The sequence below is a fragment of the Marinactinospora endophytica genome (genome assembly GCF_054780875.1).
The window spans coordinates 54,009-69,151 of sequence record NZ_BAAGVM010000015.1; the positions used below are offsets into that span (position 1 = coordinate 54,009).

Sequence of the window (15,143 nt, forward strand, 5' to 3'; positions counted from 1 at the left end):
GATGGCAGAGCAGAGCACGGGACCCCTGGGCCGGCTGCGCGAGCGTAACCCCGCCGCCGGGCGTCTCATGGAGGAGCTGGAACGCTACACCGCGGCCAAGGCCACCAGCGTCGTCAGCTCGGCGGCGCAGGCGCTGGGGCGCGGAGCCGAACGCCTGGGCGCCGGGACCGGGGGATCGCTGGGAACCGTCGTCAAGGGCGGCAAGAAGATCGCCGAGGGCAAGAGCCCGGCCCGCGCCGCCGTGGAGATCGGCGCCGGCGGCGTCAAGGACAGGATCAAGGGCGTGCTCGGCAGGCTCACGGGCGGTGGACGCGGGGGCGCGGGTCCGAAGGCGGTCGTGATCGTCGAGGACATCGACGTCGGCGTCCCGGTCCGGGTCGCCTACGACCAGTGGACCCGCTTCGGTGACTTCGCCTCGTTCACCAAGGGGGTGCGCAGCGTCGACAAGGCCGACGACACGACCTCCAACTGGACCGCCCGAGTGCTGTGGTCCACCCGTAGCTGGCAGGCCCGCGTCACCGAGCAGATTCCCGATCAGCGCATCGCCTGGACCTCCGAGGGGGCCAAGGGGACCACCAAGGGCGCGGTGACCTTCCACCCGTTGGAGGAGAACCTGACCAAGGTCCTGCTGGTCGTGGAGTACCACCCCAAGGGCCTGTTCGAACGCACGGGCAACATCTGGCGGGCCCAGGGGCGGCGCCTGCGCCTGGACCTCAAGCACTACCGCCGCCAGGTCATGATGCGCAGCCGCTTCGAGGAGGTCGAGGGCTGGCGCGGCGAGATCCGGGACGGCGAGGTCGTCGTGGACCACGAGGACGCCCTGGCGGAGGAGGAGCGTCGCCACGACGAGGCCGTGAACGAAGGGGAGGGCCACGACGGGCCCGACTCCGAGGAGGCGTGGGAGGAACCCGTCGAGGACGGGGAACGCCCCGACGACCTTGAGGAGGACCGCGAGGAGGACCTTCCCGAGGACGACGAGGAGGACGCCGCGCCGGAGCCGGTGGCGGAGGAGGACGACTACGACGAGGACACCGTGGAGGACGAAGGGCTTCTGCCCGAAGAGGAAGAAGGGGAAGAGGAAGAAAGACCGGCAAGGTCACGGCGCTGACCGGACCGGTTCCGGGGCGGCGCGGACGCCCGTCCGCGCCGCCCCGCCCAGCGAAGCGGAGTGGAGGCGCTAGACGTGACCGAGCCGACACCATGGCAGGGCGAGACGCGCCCGGCCCGGTCCCGAGGGGGGTCGTCGGCCAACCTCGCCGACGTCTTGGAACGGGTACTCGACAAGGGCGTCGTCATCGCCGGTGACATCAAGATCAACCTGCTCGACATCGAGCTGCTGACCATCAAGCTGCGGCTGCTCGTCGCCTCCGTCGACAAGGCCAAGGAGATGGGCATCGACTGGTGGGAGCACGACCCCGCCCTCTCCTCGAAGGCCTCACGCGACGACAACGAGCTCGCGGAGGAGAACCGACGGCTGCGCGAGCGTATCGCCGCCCTGGAGGAGGCCGCGGCGCCGCCGGCGCAGATACCGCAGGCCCAGGCCTCCGTCGAGGAGACCTCGCAGGCTGGACAAGAGGAGGAGCGGAGCCGATGAGCACGATGGACCAGGCCGCCTACGCTTACGCCGTGGCACGTCCGTTCCCGGCCGAGCGGCTCGACGGATTGCGCGGTGTGGGAGGCTACCCCGTCCGGCTGGTCGAACACGACGACCTGGTGGTCGCCGTCAGCCCGGTGCCCCTGCACGAGTTCGACGAGCAGGCGCTCAAGGCCCGGCTGGAGGACATGGACTGGCTGGAGGCGATCGCCCGCGCCCACCACTCCGTCGTCGACGCGGTCGGTCAGGCCGGTGCGGTCGTCCCGCTACGGCTGGCGACCGTCTACCACGGGGAGGAACGCGCCCGCGAGGCGCTGCGGGAGGAGGGGTGGCGGTTCCGCGCGGTCCTGGACCGGCTGACCGGCCGGCACGAGTGGGGGGTCAAGATCTACGCGGATCCCTCGGCCATGCCCGCCCCCGAGCAGCGGCCGCGGCCGGGTGCGGGGTCGGGAGGGGGCGCTGAGAGCCCGGGCAAGGCCTACCTGCGTCGGCGTCAGGAGCAACGGCGCAGCAGGGACGACACCTGGCGGGCGGCGACCGCCCTGGTCCGCCGGGTCGAGGAGTCCCTGGCCGATCTGGCCGACGCCTGTCAACAGCACCGACCGCAAGACGCCAAGTTGTCCGGGGAGCCGGGGGAGAACGTGCTGAACGCCGCCTACCTGGTTCCCGACAGCGGGGCCCGCCGCTTCCTGGAGGTCGTCGAGGCGCTGCGGGCCAACGCCCCGACGGGGACCCGTATCGAGGTGTCGGGGCCGTGGGCGCCCTACTCGTTCACGGCGATCGCCGAGGAGGCCGCCACGGCCGCGGCGGCGCACGGGGGGACGGGATGAGCGAGGTGGAACGGGCCCGGCCGGTGACCCGGGAACCGGAATGGGCCGAGCCGCTCGAAACGGAGGGGTCCTTCACCGGGTTTCCCGAGGGCCAGGGTTCGGTGGCCCGGGTGATCGACGAGGACCACCCGCTGGCCAACCGCGAGATCTCCCTGGTGGACCTGCTCGACCGGGTCCTGGCCAAGGGCGTGATGATCACCGGGGACCTGACGATCTCGATCGCCGACGTCGACCTGGTGCGGGTCTCGCTGCGGGCGCTGGTCTCCTCGATCAACGAACAGGTGGCCTCCCCCTGGGAGCACGGCCATCCGCTCGCCGGTTGGATCCGCCCCGACTGAGCCGGTCGGTCGCCAAGGAACGGAGGAGAGATGAGCGGCGACATCGAAGCGGGGCGGAAACGCTCCCCCGAACTGGACGAACCGCCTCAGCTGGTCGAGGTGGAGGAACAGCGCGACGTGCTGGGCGAGCTGGAACGCGCCCTGGACAAACCGGCCTCGGGACCGGTCAACCGGATCGCCACCGACCCCGACACGGTGGAGCGCGATCTCATCAAGCTCGTGCTGACCGTGGTGGAACTGGTCCGCCAGCTCATGGAACGCCAGGCCCTGCGCCGCGTGGACCAGGGAGACCTGACCGAGGAGCAGGAGGAGCGCATCGGGATGACCCTGATGCTGTTGGAGGACCGCATGACCGAGCTGCGCGAGCGGTACGGCCTGTCGGTCGCCGACCTCAATCTGGATCTGGGGCCTTTGGGGACGCTACTGCCGGAGAATCCGGCGTGAGCAGGTCGAATGGGGCGCGTCCGAATGGGTCCGCGTCAGGATCGGCCGGCGCAGGGGGCTGAGAAGACGCCGGCCGATCCCGCGCCTACACCGGGCCGCGGATCACCCCGGGGCCGCCATCGGCGTCGGGGACGCCGTCTCCAGAATGACCCGTTGTCGGCCGGTGTAGACGTTCATCGATGACCCGCGGAGGAACCCGACCAGGGCGAGTCCCGTTTCGGCGGCCAGGTCGACGGCGAGCGAGGAGGGGGCCGAGACCGCCGCCAGCAGGGGGATCCCCGCCATGACGGCCTTCTGCGCCAGTTCGAAGGAGGCGCGTCCCGACACCAGCAGCGCGGTCTCGCGCAGCGGCAGCCGGTCCTCGCGCACCGCCCAGCCGACCAGCTTGTCGACGGCGTTGTGCCGGCCCACGTCCTCGCGGATGGCCAGCATCTCACCGTCGGGGGTGAACAGCCCGGCCGCGTGCAGCCCACCGGTCCGGTCGAACACCCTCTGGGCCTCGCGCAGCCGGTCGGGCAGCGCGGCCAGCGTGGCCACGGGAAAGCGCACCTGGTCCTCGGCGACGGAGAAGTGGGCGGTGGAGCGCACCGCGTCCAGGCTGGCCTTGCCGCACAGGCCGCAGGAGGAGGTGGTGTAGAAGTTGCGTTCCAGTGTCGCCTCGGGCACCGCCACTCCGGGGGCCAGCGCCACGTCCAAGACGTTGTAGGTGTTGGACCCGTCCTGGGTGGCGCCGGCGCAGTAGCGGATGGAGACGATGTCGGCGGCCTTGGTGATGACCCCCTCGCCGACCAGGAATCCGGCCGCCAGGTCGAAGTCGTGGCCGGGGGTGCGCATGGTGATGGTCAGGGGGCGGCCGTTGAGGCGGATCTCCAGTGGTTCCTCCACGACCAGGGTGTCGACACGGCCACCGACCGCGCCGTCCCGGATGCGCAGAACCTTCTCCTTGACCGTGACTCGTCCCATGGGTCCCGTGCCTTTCCGGCGTCGCCTCCCTCCGAGCATCTTCGCCCGGACTCGTGAGGGAATTCCCCGTATGACGCCTTTTTAGTCGTGCCGACGCTGTTGCACGTGCTGAAAACCGAATCGACCCTTGATGCAGAGGTTGCCGTGCGTGACCGGATTGTCGTGTGGTGAGGTGACTTTGACGATCTCGTTGTCCTGGACGTGCAGGGTCACGTTGCAGCCCACACCACAGTAGGTGCACACCGTCGTGGTCTGTCGCTGCCGGGATTCGTCCCAGGTGCCCTCGGCGCGCATGTCGAACTCGCTCTTGAACGACAGCGCCCCGGTGGGGCAGACCTCGATGCAGTTGCCGCAGTACACGCACGCCGAGTCCGGGAGCGCCACGTCGTGCTCGGTGGAGACGCGCGCGTCGAACCCCCGGCCGGCCACCCCGATGGCGAAGGTGTTCTGCCACTGTTCCCCGCAGGCGTCGACGCACTTGTAGCACAGGATGCACTTGCCGTAGTCGCGCACGTACAGGTCGTTGTCGATCTTGGCGGGCTGTTCCACGGTCTCGGCCACCGCTCCGGTGGGGGGTTCGTGCTCGCCGGCTCTGCGGGCGTCCCGCTCGCCCATGGGAGCCGGCGCGGCGCGCGGGCCGAAGCGCTCGGGGCGGGCGTCGTAGTGCTCCATCCACTCCTGGGCCTGGGGCGTGGTGGACAGGTCCACTGAGGAGCCGAGCAGTTCCAGCACCGTCCGGCGCGCGTGGCGGACCCGGTCGGAGTCGGTGCGCACCGCCATCCCCGGTTCCACGGGGCGGGAACAGGCGGGGGCGAGCGTGCGCGCTCCCTCCACCTCGACCACGCAGATCCGGCAGGCGTTCTTGGGGGTGAGGGTGTCCCCGTAACACAGGGTCGGGCAGCTGACGCCCGTCTGGGCGCACGCCTGCATGATGGTCGCCCCCTCGGGGACGCGGACCTCCTGACCGTCCACGGTGACGTCGACCAGCCGCCGGGGTGGGGCGAGGGGGACGGGGGTGTTCAACGGGCCTCCTCGGTGGTGTCGGTGGTGGGGGCGGCGAAGACGCCGAGCCGGTCGATCGCCGACTCCACCGCGTTCCACGCGGTCTGGCCCAGTCCGCAGATGGAGGCGTCGCGCATGGCGGCGCCCACGTCGCGCAGCACCCTCAGTTCGGTGCGGCGGGAGGCCGAGCCGCCGGCCAGCCGGCGCAGCGCCTCCTCCTGGCGTACCGTGCCGACTCGGCAGGGCACGCATTGGCCACAGGATTCGTCCCGGAAGAAGGCCGCGATGCGCACCAGGATCGAGGCCAGGTCCACGGTGTCGTCCAGCACCAGGACCACACCCGATCCCAGGGTGGCCCCCGCGGCCCGCGCCCCTTCGAAGGTCAACGGAATGTCCAGCTCGTCGCCGCGCACGAACGCCCCGGCGGCCCCGCCGAGAAGCACCGCCCGGATCTCGCGGCCCTCGGCCACGCCGCCGCTCAGTTCCAGCAGGTCGCGCAGTGTCGCGCCGAAGGGAAGTTCGTAGACGCCCGGCCGGCTCACCGTGCCGGAGACGCAGAACAGCTTGGGGCCGGTGGACCCCCCGGTACCGATCCGCGCGTAGGCGGGACCGCCCATGAGCATGATCGGAAGCACGTTGACCAGGGTCTCGACGTTGTTGATCGTCGTGGGACGGCCGAACAGGCCGCGTTCCACCGGGAAGGGGGGCTTGGAACGGGGTTCGCCGCGCCGCCCCTCGATGGAGTTGAAGACGGCGGTCTCCTCGCCGCAGATGTAGGCGCCCGCGCCGCGCCGGATCTCCACGTCGAAGTCGAAACCCGATCCGAGGATGTCGCGGCCCAGAAGGTTGCGCCCACGGGCCCGGGCGATCGCGTTCTCCAGCCGGGACAGCGCGCGGGGGTATTCGCCGCGGATGTAGAGGTAGCCCTTCTCGGCACCGGTGGCGTAGGCGGCGATCGTCATGGCCTCGATGACCGAGAAGGGGTCCCCCTCCATCAGCACCCGGTCCTTGAAGGTGCCGGGTTCGCTCTCGTCGGCGTTGCACACCAGGTAGTGGGGTGAGGCGGGCTGGCGGGCGGTCGCCTCCCACTTGCGGCCGGTGGGGAAGGCGGCCCCGCCGCGTCCGACCAGTCCTGATTCGACCACTTCCCGGATGACTCCGGCCGGTCCCAGGCGCAGGGCCTGGCGCAACGCCGCGTATCCCCCGTGGGCGCGGTAGTCGTCCAGGCTCTCGGGGTCGACCACACCGATACGGCGCAACAGGACCAGCCCGGGGTCGCCGGCCTGGGGGACGGCCGCGCTCGGAGCCGGTTCCACGGTTCCGCCGGAGAGCGGGGAGGGGGCGAAGGTCGTGGCCGGGCGGTGGCCGTTGGACGGGGTGGTGTCGACGGGTGGTGGGGTCATCAGGGCGGCGATGTCCTCGGCGCGTGCCGGGGCGGCCACGGCGAAGCGCGGCGGGGACCCGGCCTCCAGGGCGAGGGCCGCCGGGGCGCGCTCGCACAGGCCCAGGCACGGGCTCTCGTGCCAGATCGCGCCGGCCTGCTCCCCCGAGGCGTCACCGGGGGGTCCCAGGCGCTCGGCGAGCTCGGCGCGTATCCGGTCGGCGCCCTTGGCGGCGCAGGCGATGTCGGTGCACACGTGCACGACCCGGGCGGGGCGCGCTTGGAGGGAGAACATGGCGTAGAAGGTCGCGACCCCGTAGGCCTCCGCGGGGGGAACGGTCAGCCGACGGCAGATGTAGTCCAGGGCGGCCGGGCTGATCCAGCCCGTGCGGTCGTTGACCGCGTGCAGCGCCGGCAGCAGCAGGTCCCTGCGGGCGCGGGCGGCGTGTCCGCCGCGGGCGTAGCGCAGGTCACCGGCTCGGCGCTCGCCGCCGTCCCAACCCGACTCCGCGGGTCCGAGTACGGCGTCCACGGCCTCACGTTCCAGTGAATCGGGGACAGCGTCCAGGAAGCGTAGGTCCACGTCCCGGTCACCTCGAATTCGTCGTGTCGGTCGCCGCACGTCCGTGCGCCGAGAGTGTGTAATCTGGATCACACGATTTTGTATACGGGCTACAGTATGCCTCGACTGGGGGGAGGGCAACCCCCTGTTCCCTCCCCGCCCACGAGGCCCGTCGACGCAGGTGGGCGCACTCGCGACGCCGGGGGTGCCCTCGCCCGCGCGCCCCACCCCGGGATCAGGTCGTCCGAGAGGCCGCGGTCGGCTCCCGCTCAGCGGCGGGCGCCCCCGCGGCGACCTTGTCGACACGCACCGCGGCCGCCTTGTACTCGGCGGTCCCGGCGATCGGGTCGGTGGCGTCCAGCGTCAGCAGCTGGGTGTCGGCCTGCTGGGGGAAGTGGAAGGTCATGAACACCAGCCCTTCCCGCATCGACGGGGTGATGGAGACCGGGACGAGCACCGAGCCCCGACGCGAGGAGACGCGCACCACCTCCCCGTCGACCAGGCCCAGACGGGCGGCGTCCTCGGGGGAGATGTCCAGCAGCTCCCCGCGGCGCAGGGGAGAGGGGAAACCGCTCGTCTGCACACCCGTGTTGTAGTCGTCCAGCCGGCGGCCGGTGGTCAGCCGTAGGGGGTAGTCGTCATCGAGCAGGTCCACCGGCGGCGAGTGCCCGACCAGGCCGAAGGGGGCGGGCTCGCCGCGCTCCGCGGGATCGTCGGCCCACAGTCGCGCGTGCAGGTAACTCGGCTCCAGGGAGTCCTCGGAGGGGCAGGGCCACTGGATGCCCTGGTGCTCCTCCAGGCGGCGGTAGGACATGCCCCGGTGCATCGGGGACAGGGCGCGGACCTCGTCCCAGACCTCCTCGGCGCTGGGGTAGGGCCAGCGGTGTCCCATCCGGGTGGCGATGTCGCAGATGATGTTGATGTCGTCGCGCGCGCCGGGGGGCGGGTTCAGCGCCTTGCGCACGAGCTGGACACGGCGCTCGCTGTTGGTGAACGTCCCGTCGGACTCGCACCACGACGCGCTGGCCGGCAGCACCACGTCGGCGAGTTCGGCCGTCTTGGTCAGGAAGATGTCCTGGACGACCAGGTGGTCCAGCGACCGCAACCGGCGCGTCGTCTTCTGCGTCTCTGGCTCCGACTGCACCGGGTTCTCCCCGATGACGTAGAGGGCCGTCAGCTCCCCCTCGTCCATCGCCTCGAACATCTGGGTCAGCGTCTTGCCGTGGACGGGCTGGATCTCGCGTCCCCACACCGCCTCGAACCGGCCGCGCACCACGGTGTCGGTCAGGTCCTGGAAACCGGGCAGGCGGTTGGGGATCGCCCCCATGTCGCCGCCGCCCTGGACGTTGTTCTGGCCGCGCAGCGGGTTGAGCCCCGATCCATAGCGGCCTACATGCCCGGTCAGCAGGGCCAGGTTGATCAGCGCCCGTACGTTGTCGGTCGCGTTGTGGTGCTCGGTGATGCCCAGCGTCCAGCACAGTTGGGCGCGCTCCGCCAGCGCGTAGGCGTGCGCCAGCTCGCGGATGGCCTCGGCGGGCACGCCGGTCACCGCCTCGGCCGCGGCCGGCGTCCAGGGCTCGACGAGCGCGCGGTAGTCCTCGAAGCCCGTGGTGGCGCGGCGGATGAAGGTGTCGTTGGTGAGACCCGCGGCGATGATCTCGCGCCCGATCGCGTGGGCCAACGGGATGTCGGTGCCGACGTTGAGCCCCAGCCAGCGGTCGGCCCATTGGGCCGAGGAGGTGCGCCGCGGGTCCACGACGAACAACCGGGCCCCGTTGTGCACCCCCTTCAGGACGTGCTGGAAGAAGATCGGGTGCGCGAAGCGCGGGTTGCCGCCCCACAGCACGATCAGGTCGGTGTCCTCGATCTCCTGGTAGGAGGAGGTCCCGCCACCGGATCCGAACGCCGCGGCCAGGCCGGCGACGCTGGGGGCGTGGCAGGTGCGGTTGCAGGAGTCGACGTTGTTGGTGCCGACCACGGCCCGGGTGAACTTCTGGGCGACGAAGTTCATCTCGTTGGTGGCGCGGGCGCAGGAGAGCATTCCGAAGGAGTCGGGGCCGTGGCGTTCGATGTTGCGGGTGAACCCTTCGGCCGCGCGGTCGAGGGCTTCCTCCCAGGAGGCTGGGCGCAGTCGCCCGTCCTCGCGGACGAGCGGGCGGGTGAGGCGCTGGTAGGGGGCGGTGAAGGAGTCCGATCGCATCGGGACCTCGCAGGAGTGTCGTGGCCGATGGCGTGAAATACTGTCTACAGTATTCCGTCCTGGAACGTGAGACAAGAAGGAGCGCGGGCGGCCCGCGAACGGTTCAGGGTGCGACGGGGCCCTCTCGCAGACGTTCGTTGAGCAATGACGCCGCGGCGTCGATCGCCCGCAGGGCCGGCACGGGCGTGCCGGTCAGGTCGGCCAGTTCGACCACCGCGGTGAGGATGACGTCGAGTTCCATGGGGCGGCAGCGCTCGACGTCGTGCAACGTCGAGGTGCGGTGATCCCCGGCCCGTTCGGCTCCGGCCATGCGTCGTTCGATCGACACCGCGGGGCGCACGCCGAGCCGGGCCGCGACCTCCAGGGTCTCGCGCATCATCGTCACGGCCAGCTCGCGAGTCGGGGGATGCCGGCAGATCTGCGCCATCGTGGAACGGGCCAGCGCGCTGAGCGGATTGAAGGTGACGTTGCCCATGAGCTTGATCCAGATGTCCTCGCGGAGATCGGACTCCACCGGGCACTTCAGTCCGCCGGCGACCATCGCCGCGCTGAAGTCCAGGCAGCGTCGGGACACCTCGCCGCAGGGTTCGCCGATGGAGAAGCGGGTGCCCTCCAGGTGGCGTACCACCCCTGGAGCGGCGATCTCGGTCGCGGCGTAGACCACGCAGCCGATCGCGCGCTCCACCGGGATCGCCCGACTGACCGCGCCGTCGGGGTCGACGCTGGCGATGCGGTGTCCGCGGTAGGGGCCGGGCAGGCCGTGGAAGTACCACCAGGGGATGCCGTTCTGGGCGGCGATCACCGCGGTGTCCGGGCCGAGCAGGGGGCGCAGCAGCGGCCCGCAGCCGGCGTAGTGCTGCGCCTTGAGGCCGAGGAAGACGTAGTCGACCGGGCCGACCTCACCGGGGTCGTCGGTCACCTCGGGGTGGGCGGTGAAGTCCCCGCGTGGGCTGAGCACGTGGACCCCTGTGGCGCGCATGGCCTCCAGGTGCGCGCCACGGGCGATGAGATGGACCTCCGCGCCGCCGTGGTGCAGGGCCGCTCCCACGTAGGCGCCGATCGCCCCGGCGCCCAGGACCGCGATTCGCATGGACGCTCCCTTCTCCTGGAAGGTGAACTTGTATACAGTATGCTAAAAAGAAGTGGAGGGGACGTGACCAGAGGCCGGACCGCGAAAGGACCGCGGAACCGAGCCGGACGGCAAGTTCTCGGCTTCTTTCCGATCTCAGGACCCCCGTCCGTCCCAGGGGAGGAAGAGACGATGGACACCACCCCGCCGGCTCCTGTCTCCACTCGGCCCTCCCCGCGCCGTCGCGCCCCCCAGACGTGGCCGCGGGCTCGCGCTGCCGCCCGTGAGCTCGCGGCCGCCCGTCCGCGGGGAGCGGTCACCGAGGTCGCGCTGGGAGAGGCGTTGGGGTCCACCCTCGCCGTGGACCTCGTGGCGCGGGTCGCCGTCCCCTCCCTCGACACCGCCGCCATGGACGGTTACGCGGTGGCCGGCTCCGGACCCTGGCGTGTCCTGGGGCGCCTGCTGGCCGGAGCCGAACCCCGAGACGCCGCGTTGTCCTGCGGCCAGGCGGTGGAGATCGCGACCGGCGCGCCGGTCCCCGCCGGGACCCTCGCCGTCCTGGCCCACGAGGAGGCGGAGCGGAACGCTCACACCGTGTCGGGGCGGGTGCGTCCCGGCCGTCATATCCGCAGGCGCGGTGAGACGACCCCCCTCGGCTCGGTCGCCGCTCCCGCGGGGTCCCCCGTCACCCCGGCCCTGGCGGCCGGTCTGGGACACGACACGCTGCGCGTGCGACGGCCCGCGGTGCACGCCCTGGTCACCGGGGACGAGGTCCGCCTCCACGGCACTCCCGCCCCGGGTCAGGTCCGCGACGCGATCGGGCCGATGCTGCCGGGCACGGTCTCCTGGGCCGGTGGCGTGCTCACCGCCATCACCCACGTGGGCGATGACCCCGCCGAGCTCACCGCGGCGCTGGAGCGCGCGGTGGGAGAGGCCGACATCGTCGCCGTGTGCGGGGCCTCCTCGGCCGGGCCCGCCGATCACCTGCGCGCGGTTCTCGGCGGGTTCGGTGCCGGCTTCGTCGTCGACGGGGTGGCCTGCCGGCCCGGTCACCCGCAGTTGCTCGCGGCGTTGCCCGAGGGGCCGTTGGTCGTCGGACTGCCCGGCAACCCCGGCGCCGCGCTGGTCGCGGCGCTCACGCTCCTCGTACCGGTGATCGCCGGCCTCGCCGGCCGGCCCGACCCCGCGCCCACCGGGCGGCGGGTGCGCCTGGCCGGTGACGTCCGCCCCCATCCTGTCGACACCCGGTTGATCGGCGTGCGGCTGTGCGGGGAAGGCGCGCTGGCCGTCGAGCACGTGGGGCCTGCGGACCTGCGCGGCGTCGCGGTCGCCGACGCGATCGCGGTCGTGCCGCCCCAGGGGAGCGGGGACCTGGCCGAGCTGCTCCGCCTGCCCCGGTGACGTGGGGAGGGGCCGACGTGCCCGGCGCGCTTTTCGTACACTGTGGACAGTATTCACCTAGGCGTCGTCAGGGGGACGTGTCGACGGACCCCGCCGCGCGGAGGAGCCGGCCATGACCACTCAGCCCCTGAAAAGCGCGCCCACCGCGAAGGTGCAGCGTCCGGTCCCGTTGCGTGAGGCGGTGTATGAGGCTCTGTTGGAGCTGATCACCCGGCGTCAGTTGGAGCCGGGGCGGCATCTGGTGGAGAGTGAGCTGGCGGTCCGGTTGGGGGTGTCGCGTCAGCCGGTGCGTGAGGCGTTGCAGCGGTTGAGCAACGAGGGGTGGGTGGACCTGCGGCCCGGGTATGGGGCGTTCGTGCACCGGCCGACCGAGAGCGAGGCCGATCAGCTGCTGGCGGTGCGGGCCCTGTTGGAGACCGAGTCCGCGCGCCTGGCCGCGCGCAACGCCGACGAGGACGGCGTCGAGCGACTGTGGGCGGTGTGGCGGGCCGGGACCGCGGCGCTGGACCGTGGCGACGTCGACGCCGTCGTCACCGCCAACGCCGACTTCCACCGCGGTGTCACCGAACTGTCCGGCAACACGGTGCTGGCCGAGCTCGCGGCGCGGGTCGATCGCCGGGTCCGCTGGTATTACGCCCCGGTCGCCCGCTCCCGGGGCCGGGCCTCCTGGGACGAGCACGCGCGGATGATCGAGGCGGTGGCGGCCGGCGACGCCGAGGAGGCCGCCCGCCTCATGCGCGAGCACACGGAGCGGACACGCCGCACCTACCACCGGCAGATCGACGGCACCGGATGAGGGGACGCCGCCAGGGACGATCGACGCGCCCGCCCTCCGTCGCGTAGCGTCACCGGCATGAGTGTCGTCCGTACCGACGCCTGCCGTCACCCGTCACCGCGTCTCGGAGGGATGAAGTGAGCGCCACGGTCGCCGCCGCACAGGAGACCTCCGGGGGGTTCACCGGCTGGGTCATCAGCGTCATGGAGGCCCTGGGCGGGCCGGGCGCCGGCTTGATCGTCGCGCTGGAGAACCTCTTTCCGCCCATCCCCAGCGAGGTGATCCTGCCCCTGGCCGGATTCACCGCGAGCCAGGGGAACATGAGCCTGGTGGGGGCGATCCTGTGGACCACGCTGGGCTCGGTGAGCGGGGCGGTGCTGCTGTACTATCTCGGCGCGCTGCTGGGCCGCGAGCGTATCCGCGCGATCGCGCGGCGCCTGCCGCTGGTCAAGGTCGAGGACGTGGAGCGGACCGAGCGATGGTTCGACCGGCACGGGCGCGCGACCGTGTTCTTCGGTCGCATGATCCCGATATTCCGCAGCCTCATCTCCATTCCAGCGGGCGTCACCCGGATGTCGATGCCCTTGTTCCTGCTGTTCACCACGTTCGGCAGTCTCATCTGGAACACCGTCTTGGTGGTCGCCGGTTACCTGCTCGGCGAGAGCTGGCACCTGGTCGAGGGCTACGTCGGGGCGTTCCAGAAGGTCGTCGTCGCCGTGGTGGTCCTCGCGGTCGGCTACTTCGTCGTCTCCCGGCTGCTGCGCCTGCGTCGGGAGAGGCGGGCCGAGGGTGCCGGTGACGGCTGAGCCGGCCGGCGCTGTAGCCGAAACGACGACGGCGCCCCTGGGCGAACCGATGTGAGGGCGCCACCGTCGGACCGGCCGGGTCAGTCCCTGCGGTAGTAGAGCTCGCCCGGCCTCAGCTCGGCCGAACCGAACAACTCCGAGACGGTGACGAAGTGGTAGCCCTTCTCGGTGAGGCCGCGCAGGATCTCGGGGACGGCGTCCACGGTCGACTTGTGCACGTCGTGGAGCAGCACGATGCTGCCGGGCCGGGTGTCCGACAGCGTGGTGTCGACCGTCTGGGCGGTGTCCTGGGTCAGCCAGTCACGGGTGTCGAGGTCCCACATGATCATCGGAAGACCGACATGTTCACGCGTGGAGTCGTTGTAGGAGCCGTAGGGCGGGCGCATCGTGCGGGGCGGCGCCCCGATGATCTCCTCGATCGCCCGTGAGGTGCGTTCGGTGTCCTCGGCGACCTCGGCCCCCGACAGCGTGGTCAGGTCGTCGTGCCGCCAGGAGTGGCCGCCGTACTCGTGGCCCGCGCCGACGGCGCCGCGCATCAGGTCGGCGTGGTCGCCGACCAGCTCGCCGAGAACGTAGAAGGTCGCCCGCGCCGAGTAGCCCTCCAGGTACTCCAGCAACCGCGCGGTATGGGCTCCCGGGCCGTCGTCGAAGGTCAGGGCGACGCAGGGGACCCTGTCGCAGTCCAGCGCCGGAACCGGATCGGCCGCGGCGGGTTCCACTTTCCGGGCCGGGTCCGTGGTGGCCGCCGTGCGCGCCAGCGCGCCGAACTCCGATAGCAGGGGCTCGGTGTCGTCCTGGTCGAGGACGACCTGGAGGCCCGTGCCGTCGGCCGTGGGCAGTTCTCCGGGACTGAAGCTGACCACGACGTTGCCCGCGGCGTCGAAACCGATGTCCTCCAACGGCGATCCGGTCAGCCTGCGGGCCAGCTTCCAGGCCGCGTCGGCGTCGGTGGGCGCGGGCGCGGTGGAGACGGCCTCGGAGTCGGGGGCCTGCGTCGTGGCCTCGCGCAACCCGCCGGGCAGCCGCTCCGGGGCGATGCCCCCCTCTTCCAGCGAGTCGGCCACCTGGGCGGTCAGGACCCCGATCGCGGGTTCGCCCCGGAGCAGGGCCGTCCAGGGCAGGACCGCGCCACTGCGAACGTCGTACCAGCGTGTGGTCGCCGTCACCGAGGTGTCACCCCCCGCCTGGATCCGGCTGACGATACGGGCCCCCAGGGCGTGGGGGGAGGCGGCCAGCAGGACGGCCTCCTGATCCAGCGCGCGTGGAGAGTCGCCCGCGGCCCCGTCCTTGGCGGTGAGGAAGTCGGTCTGCCGCTCGGCCATGGTGGTGCGCAGTTCGCTGGTGAACGGGTCGGCGCCGGGGACGACGGGAAGCCGCATGCTGGTCGCCGCGTCACCGGGAGTGGACAGATGCTGCTCCCGCAGGCCGGGAAGCCGGTCGGAGGTGACGGTGACGAGTCCGGAGGGGGTGTTTCCGGTGCTCCCCATGAGCTTTTCCAGACCGGGGATCGCGGAACAGGCCGTCGCGCACGACAGCGCCATGACGATGGAGAAGGAACGGAAGGCCCGGCCTTGTGCGGTGCCGGCGAGGAAAGTGACGGAGAACACGATGTGGACGTCCTAACAGTCGATGACGTGCGGACGCGGCCGACCGGCCAGGTCAGAGCCTGAAACGGTGCCGTAGGGCGAACGTACGGCGGTCGAGAAGAGACGTCCTGGTACGGCTCGCCCTTTATAGGAGCGAATAAGGCTCTTTTTCCGGCGTCGTGAGGAAACCGT

The 15,143-nt window shown here is 71.6% G+C and carries 14 protein-coding genes; 8 read left to right on the top strand and 6 right to left on the bottom strand.

Annotated elements, in window-relative coordinates:
• The first annotated feature begins 1 nt into the window (after window position 1).
• The 5 genes from ACYVHU_RS23690 (at window position 2) to ACYVHU_RS23710 (ending at window position 3,206) form a co-directional block, all read left to right on the top strand.
• Window positions 2-1,108, top strand: a complete 1,107-nt coding sequence (locus ACYVHU_RS23690) for an SRPBCC family protein (protein WP_498949536.1) — start codon at window positions 2-4, stop codon at window positions 1,106-1,108.
• A gap of 75 nt (window positions 1,109-1,183) precedes the next feature.
• A complete protein-coding gene (locus tag ACYVHU_RS23695; RefSeq protein WP_078760995.1) occupies window positions 1,184-1,594 on the top strand; it encodes a gas vesicle protein in 411 nt (136 codons plus the stop codon).
• On the top strand, window positions 1,591-2,424 hold the full coding sequence (locus tag ACYVHU_RS23700) for a GvpL/GvpF family gas vesicle protein (RefSeq protein ID WP_498949537.1): 834 nt from the start codon (window positions 1,591-1,593) through the stop codon (window positions 2,422-2,424). Before ACYVHU_RS23695 ends, ACYVHU_RS23700 begins: the two co-directional genes overlap by 4 nt.
• Window positions 2,421-2,762 carry a gas vesicle protein gene (locus ACYVHU_RS23705; RefSeq protein WP_144390029.1) on the top strand — a complete coding sequence of 114 codons (342 nt, stop codon included), beginning with the start codon at window positions 2,421-2,423 and terminating at the stop codon, window positions 2,760-2,762. The genes ACYVHU_RS23700 and ACYVHU_RS23705 overlap by 4 nt, the downstream gene beginning before the upstream one ends.
• Before the next feature lie 30 nt (window positions 2,763-2,792).
• Window positions 2,793-3,206: a gas vesicle protein K gene (locus tag ACYVHU_RS23710; protein WP_235000848.1), complete on the top strand. Its 414-nt coding sequence runs from the start codon at window positions 2,793-2,795 to the stop codon at window positions 3,204-3,206.
• Between the two features lie 102 nt (window positions 3,207-3,308).
• Here the strand turns inward: ACYVHU_RS23710 and fdhD are convergent, their stop codons facing one another.
• From fdhD to ACYVHU_RS23735, 5 genes are all read right to left on the bottom strand, one after another.
• Window positions 3,309-4,169, bottom strand: a complete 861-nt coding sequence (gene fdhD, locus ACYVHU_RS23715) for a formate dehydrogenase accessory sulfurtransferase FdhD (RefSeq protein ID WP_432940860.1) — start codon at window positions 4,167-4,169, stop codon at window positions 3,309-3,311.
• Between the two features lie 81 nt (window positions 4,170-4,250).
• Entirely contained in the window at window positions 4,251-5,192 is a 942-nt protein-coding gene (locus tag ACYVHU_RS23720) for a 2Fe-2S iron-sulfur cluster-binding protein (RefSeq protein ID WP_078760998.1), read from the bottom strand.
• Window positions 5,189-7,135 carry an NAD(P)H-dependent oxidoreductase subunit E gene (locus tag ACYVHU_RS23725; RefSeq protein WP_432940857.1) on the bottom strand — a complete coding sequence of 649 codons (1,947 nt, stop codon included), beginning with the start codon at window positions 7,133-7,135 and terminating at the stop codon, window positions 5,189-5,191. Before ACYVHU_RS23725 ends, ACYVHU_RS23720 begins: the two co-directional genes overlap by 4 nt.
• A gap of 214 nt (window positions 7,136-7,349) precedes the next feature.
• On the bottom strand, window positions 7,350-9,314 hold the full coding sequence (locus ACYVHU_RS23730; protein WP_078761000.1) for a molybdopterin oxidoreductase family protein: 1,965 nt from the start codon (window positions 9,312-9,314) through the stop codon (window positions 7,350-7,352).
• 103 nt (window positions 9,315-9,417) lie between these two features.
• Entirely contained in the window at window positions 9,418-10,404 is a 987-nt protein-coding gene (locus ACYVHU_RS23735; protein ID WP_078761001.1) for a 2-dehydropantoate 2-reductase, read from the bottom strand.
• A gap of 171 nt (window positions 10,405-10,575) precedes the next feature.
• Between ACYVHU_RS23735 and ACYVHU_RS23740 the strand changes: the two genes are divergently transcribed.
• The 3 genes from ACYVHU_RS23740 (at window position 10,576) to ACYVHU_RS23750 (ending at window position 13,365) form a co-directional block, all read left to right on the top strand.
• On the top strand, window positions 10,576-11,784 hold the full coding sequence (locus tag ACYVHU_RS23740) for a molybdopterin molybdotransferase MoeA (RefSeq protein WP_498949538.1): 1,209 nt from the start codon (window positions 10,576-10,578) through the stop codon (window positions 11,782-11,784).
• A gap of 112 nt (window positions 11,785-11,896) precedes the next feature.
• Window positions 11,897-12,580 carry a GntR family transcriptional regulator gene (locus tag ACYVHU_RS23745; protein ID WP_498949539.1) on the top strand — a complete coding sequence of 228 codons (684 nt, stop codon included), beginning with the start codon at window positions 11,897-11,899 and terminating at the stop codon, window positions 12,578-12,580.
• A 182-nt stretch (window positions 12,581-12,762) separates the two neighbouring features.
• The gene (locus tag ACYVHU_RS23750; RefSeq protein ID WP_078761349.1) at window positions 12,763-13,365 is read left to right on the top strand and encodes a DedA family protein; all 603 of its coding nucleotides are present in this window, start codon (window positions 12,763-12,765) and stop codon (window positions 13,363-13,365) included.
• A gap of 80 nt (window positions 13,366-13,445) precedes the next feature.
• On the opposite strand, the gene ACYVHU_RS23755 is transcribed toward ACYVHU_RS23750, so the two are convergent.
• Window positions 13,446-14,972 carry a polysaccharide deacetylase family protein gene (locus ACYVHU_RS23755; RefSeq protein ID WP_235000849.1) on the bottom strand — a complete coding sequence of 509 codons (1,527 nt, stop codon included), beginning with the start codon at window positions 14,970-14,972 and terminating at the stop codon, window positions 13,446-13,448.
• Window positions 14,973-15,143: the final 171 nt, after the last annotated feature.

What these genes read in the sequence shown, in the direction of transcription:
- ACYVHU_RS23710 (WP_235000848.1), top strand. Translation starts at nt 2,793, where the DNA reads ATGAGCGGCGACATCGAAGCGGGGCGGAAACGCTCCCCCGAACTGGAC.
- fdhD (WP_432940860.1), bottom strand. Translation starts at nt 4,169, where the DNA reads ATGGGACGAGTCACGGTCAAGGAGAAGGTTCTGCGCATCCGGGACGGC.
- ACYVHU_RS23700 (WP_498949537.1), top strand. Translation starts at nt 1,591, where the DNA reads ATGAGCACGATGGACCAGGCCGCCTACGCTTACGCCGTGGCACGTCCG.
- ACYVHU_RS23740 (WP_498949538.1), top strand. Translation starts at nt 10,576, where the DNA reads ATGGACACCACCCCGCCGGCTCCTGTCTCCACTCGGCCCTCCCCGCGC.
- ACYVHU_RS23745 (WP_498949539.1), top strand. Translation starts at nt 11,897, where the DNA reads ATGACCACTCAGCCCCTGAAAAGCGCGCCCACCGCGAAGGTGCAGCGT.
- ACYVHU_RS23690 (WP_498949536.1), top strand. Translation starts at nt 2, where the DNA reads ATGGCAGAGCAGAGCACGGGACCCCTGGGCCGGCTGCGCGAGCGTAAC.
- ACYVHU_RS23735 (WP_078761001.1), bottom strand. Translation starts at nt 10,404, where the DNA reads ATGCGAATCGCGGTCCTGGGCGCCGGGGCGATCGGCGCCTACGTGGGA.
- ACYVHU_RS23730 (WP_078761000.1), bottom strand. Translation starts at nt 9,314, where the DNA reads ATGCGATCGGACTCCTTCACCGCCCCCTACCAGCGCCTCACCCGCCCG.
- ACYVHU_RS23750 (WP_078761349.1), top strand. Translation starts at nt 12,763, where the DNA reads ATGGAGGCCCTGGGCGGGCCGGGCGCCGGCTTGATCGTCGCGCTGGAG.
- ACYVHU_RS23705 (WP_144390029.1), top strand. Translation starts at nt 2,421, where the DNA reads ATGAGCGAGGTGGAACGGGCCCGGCCGGTGACCCGGGAACCGGAATGG.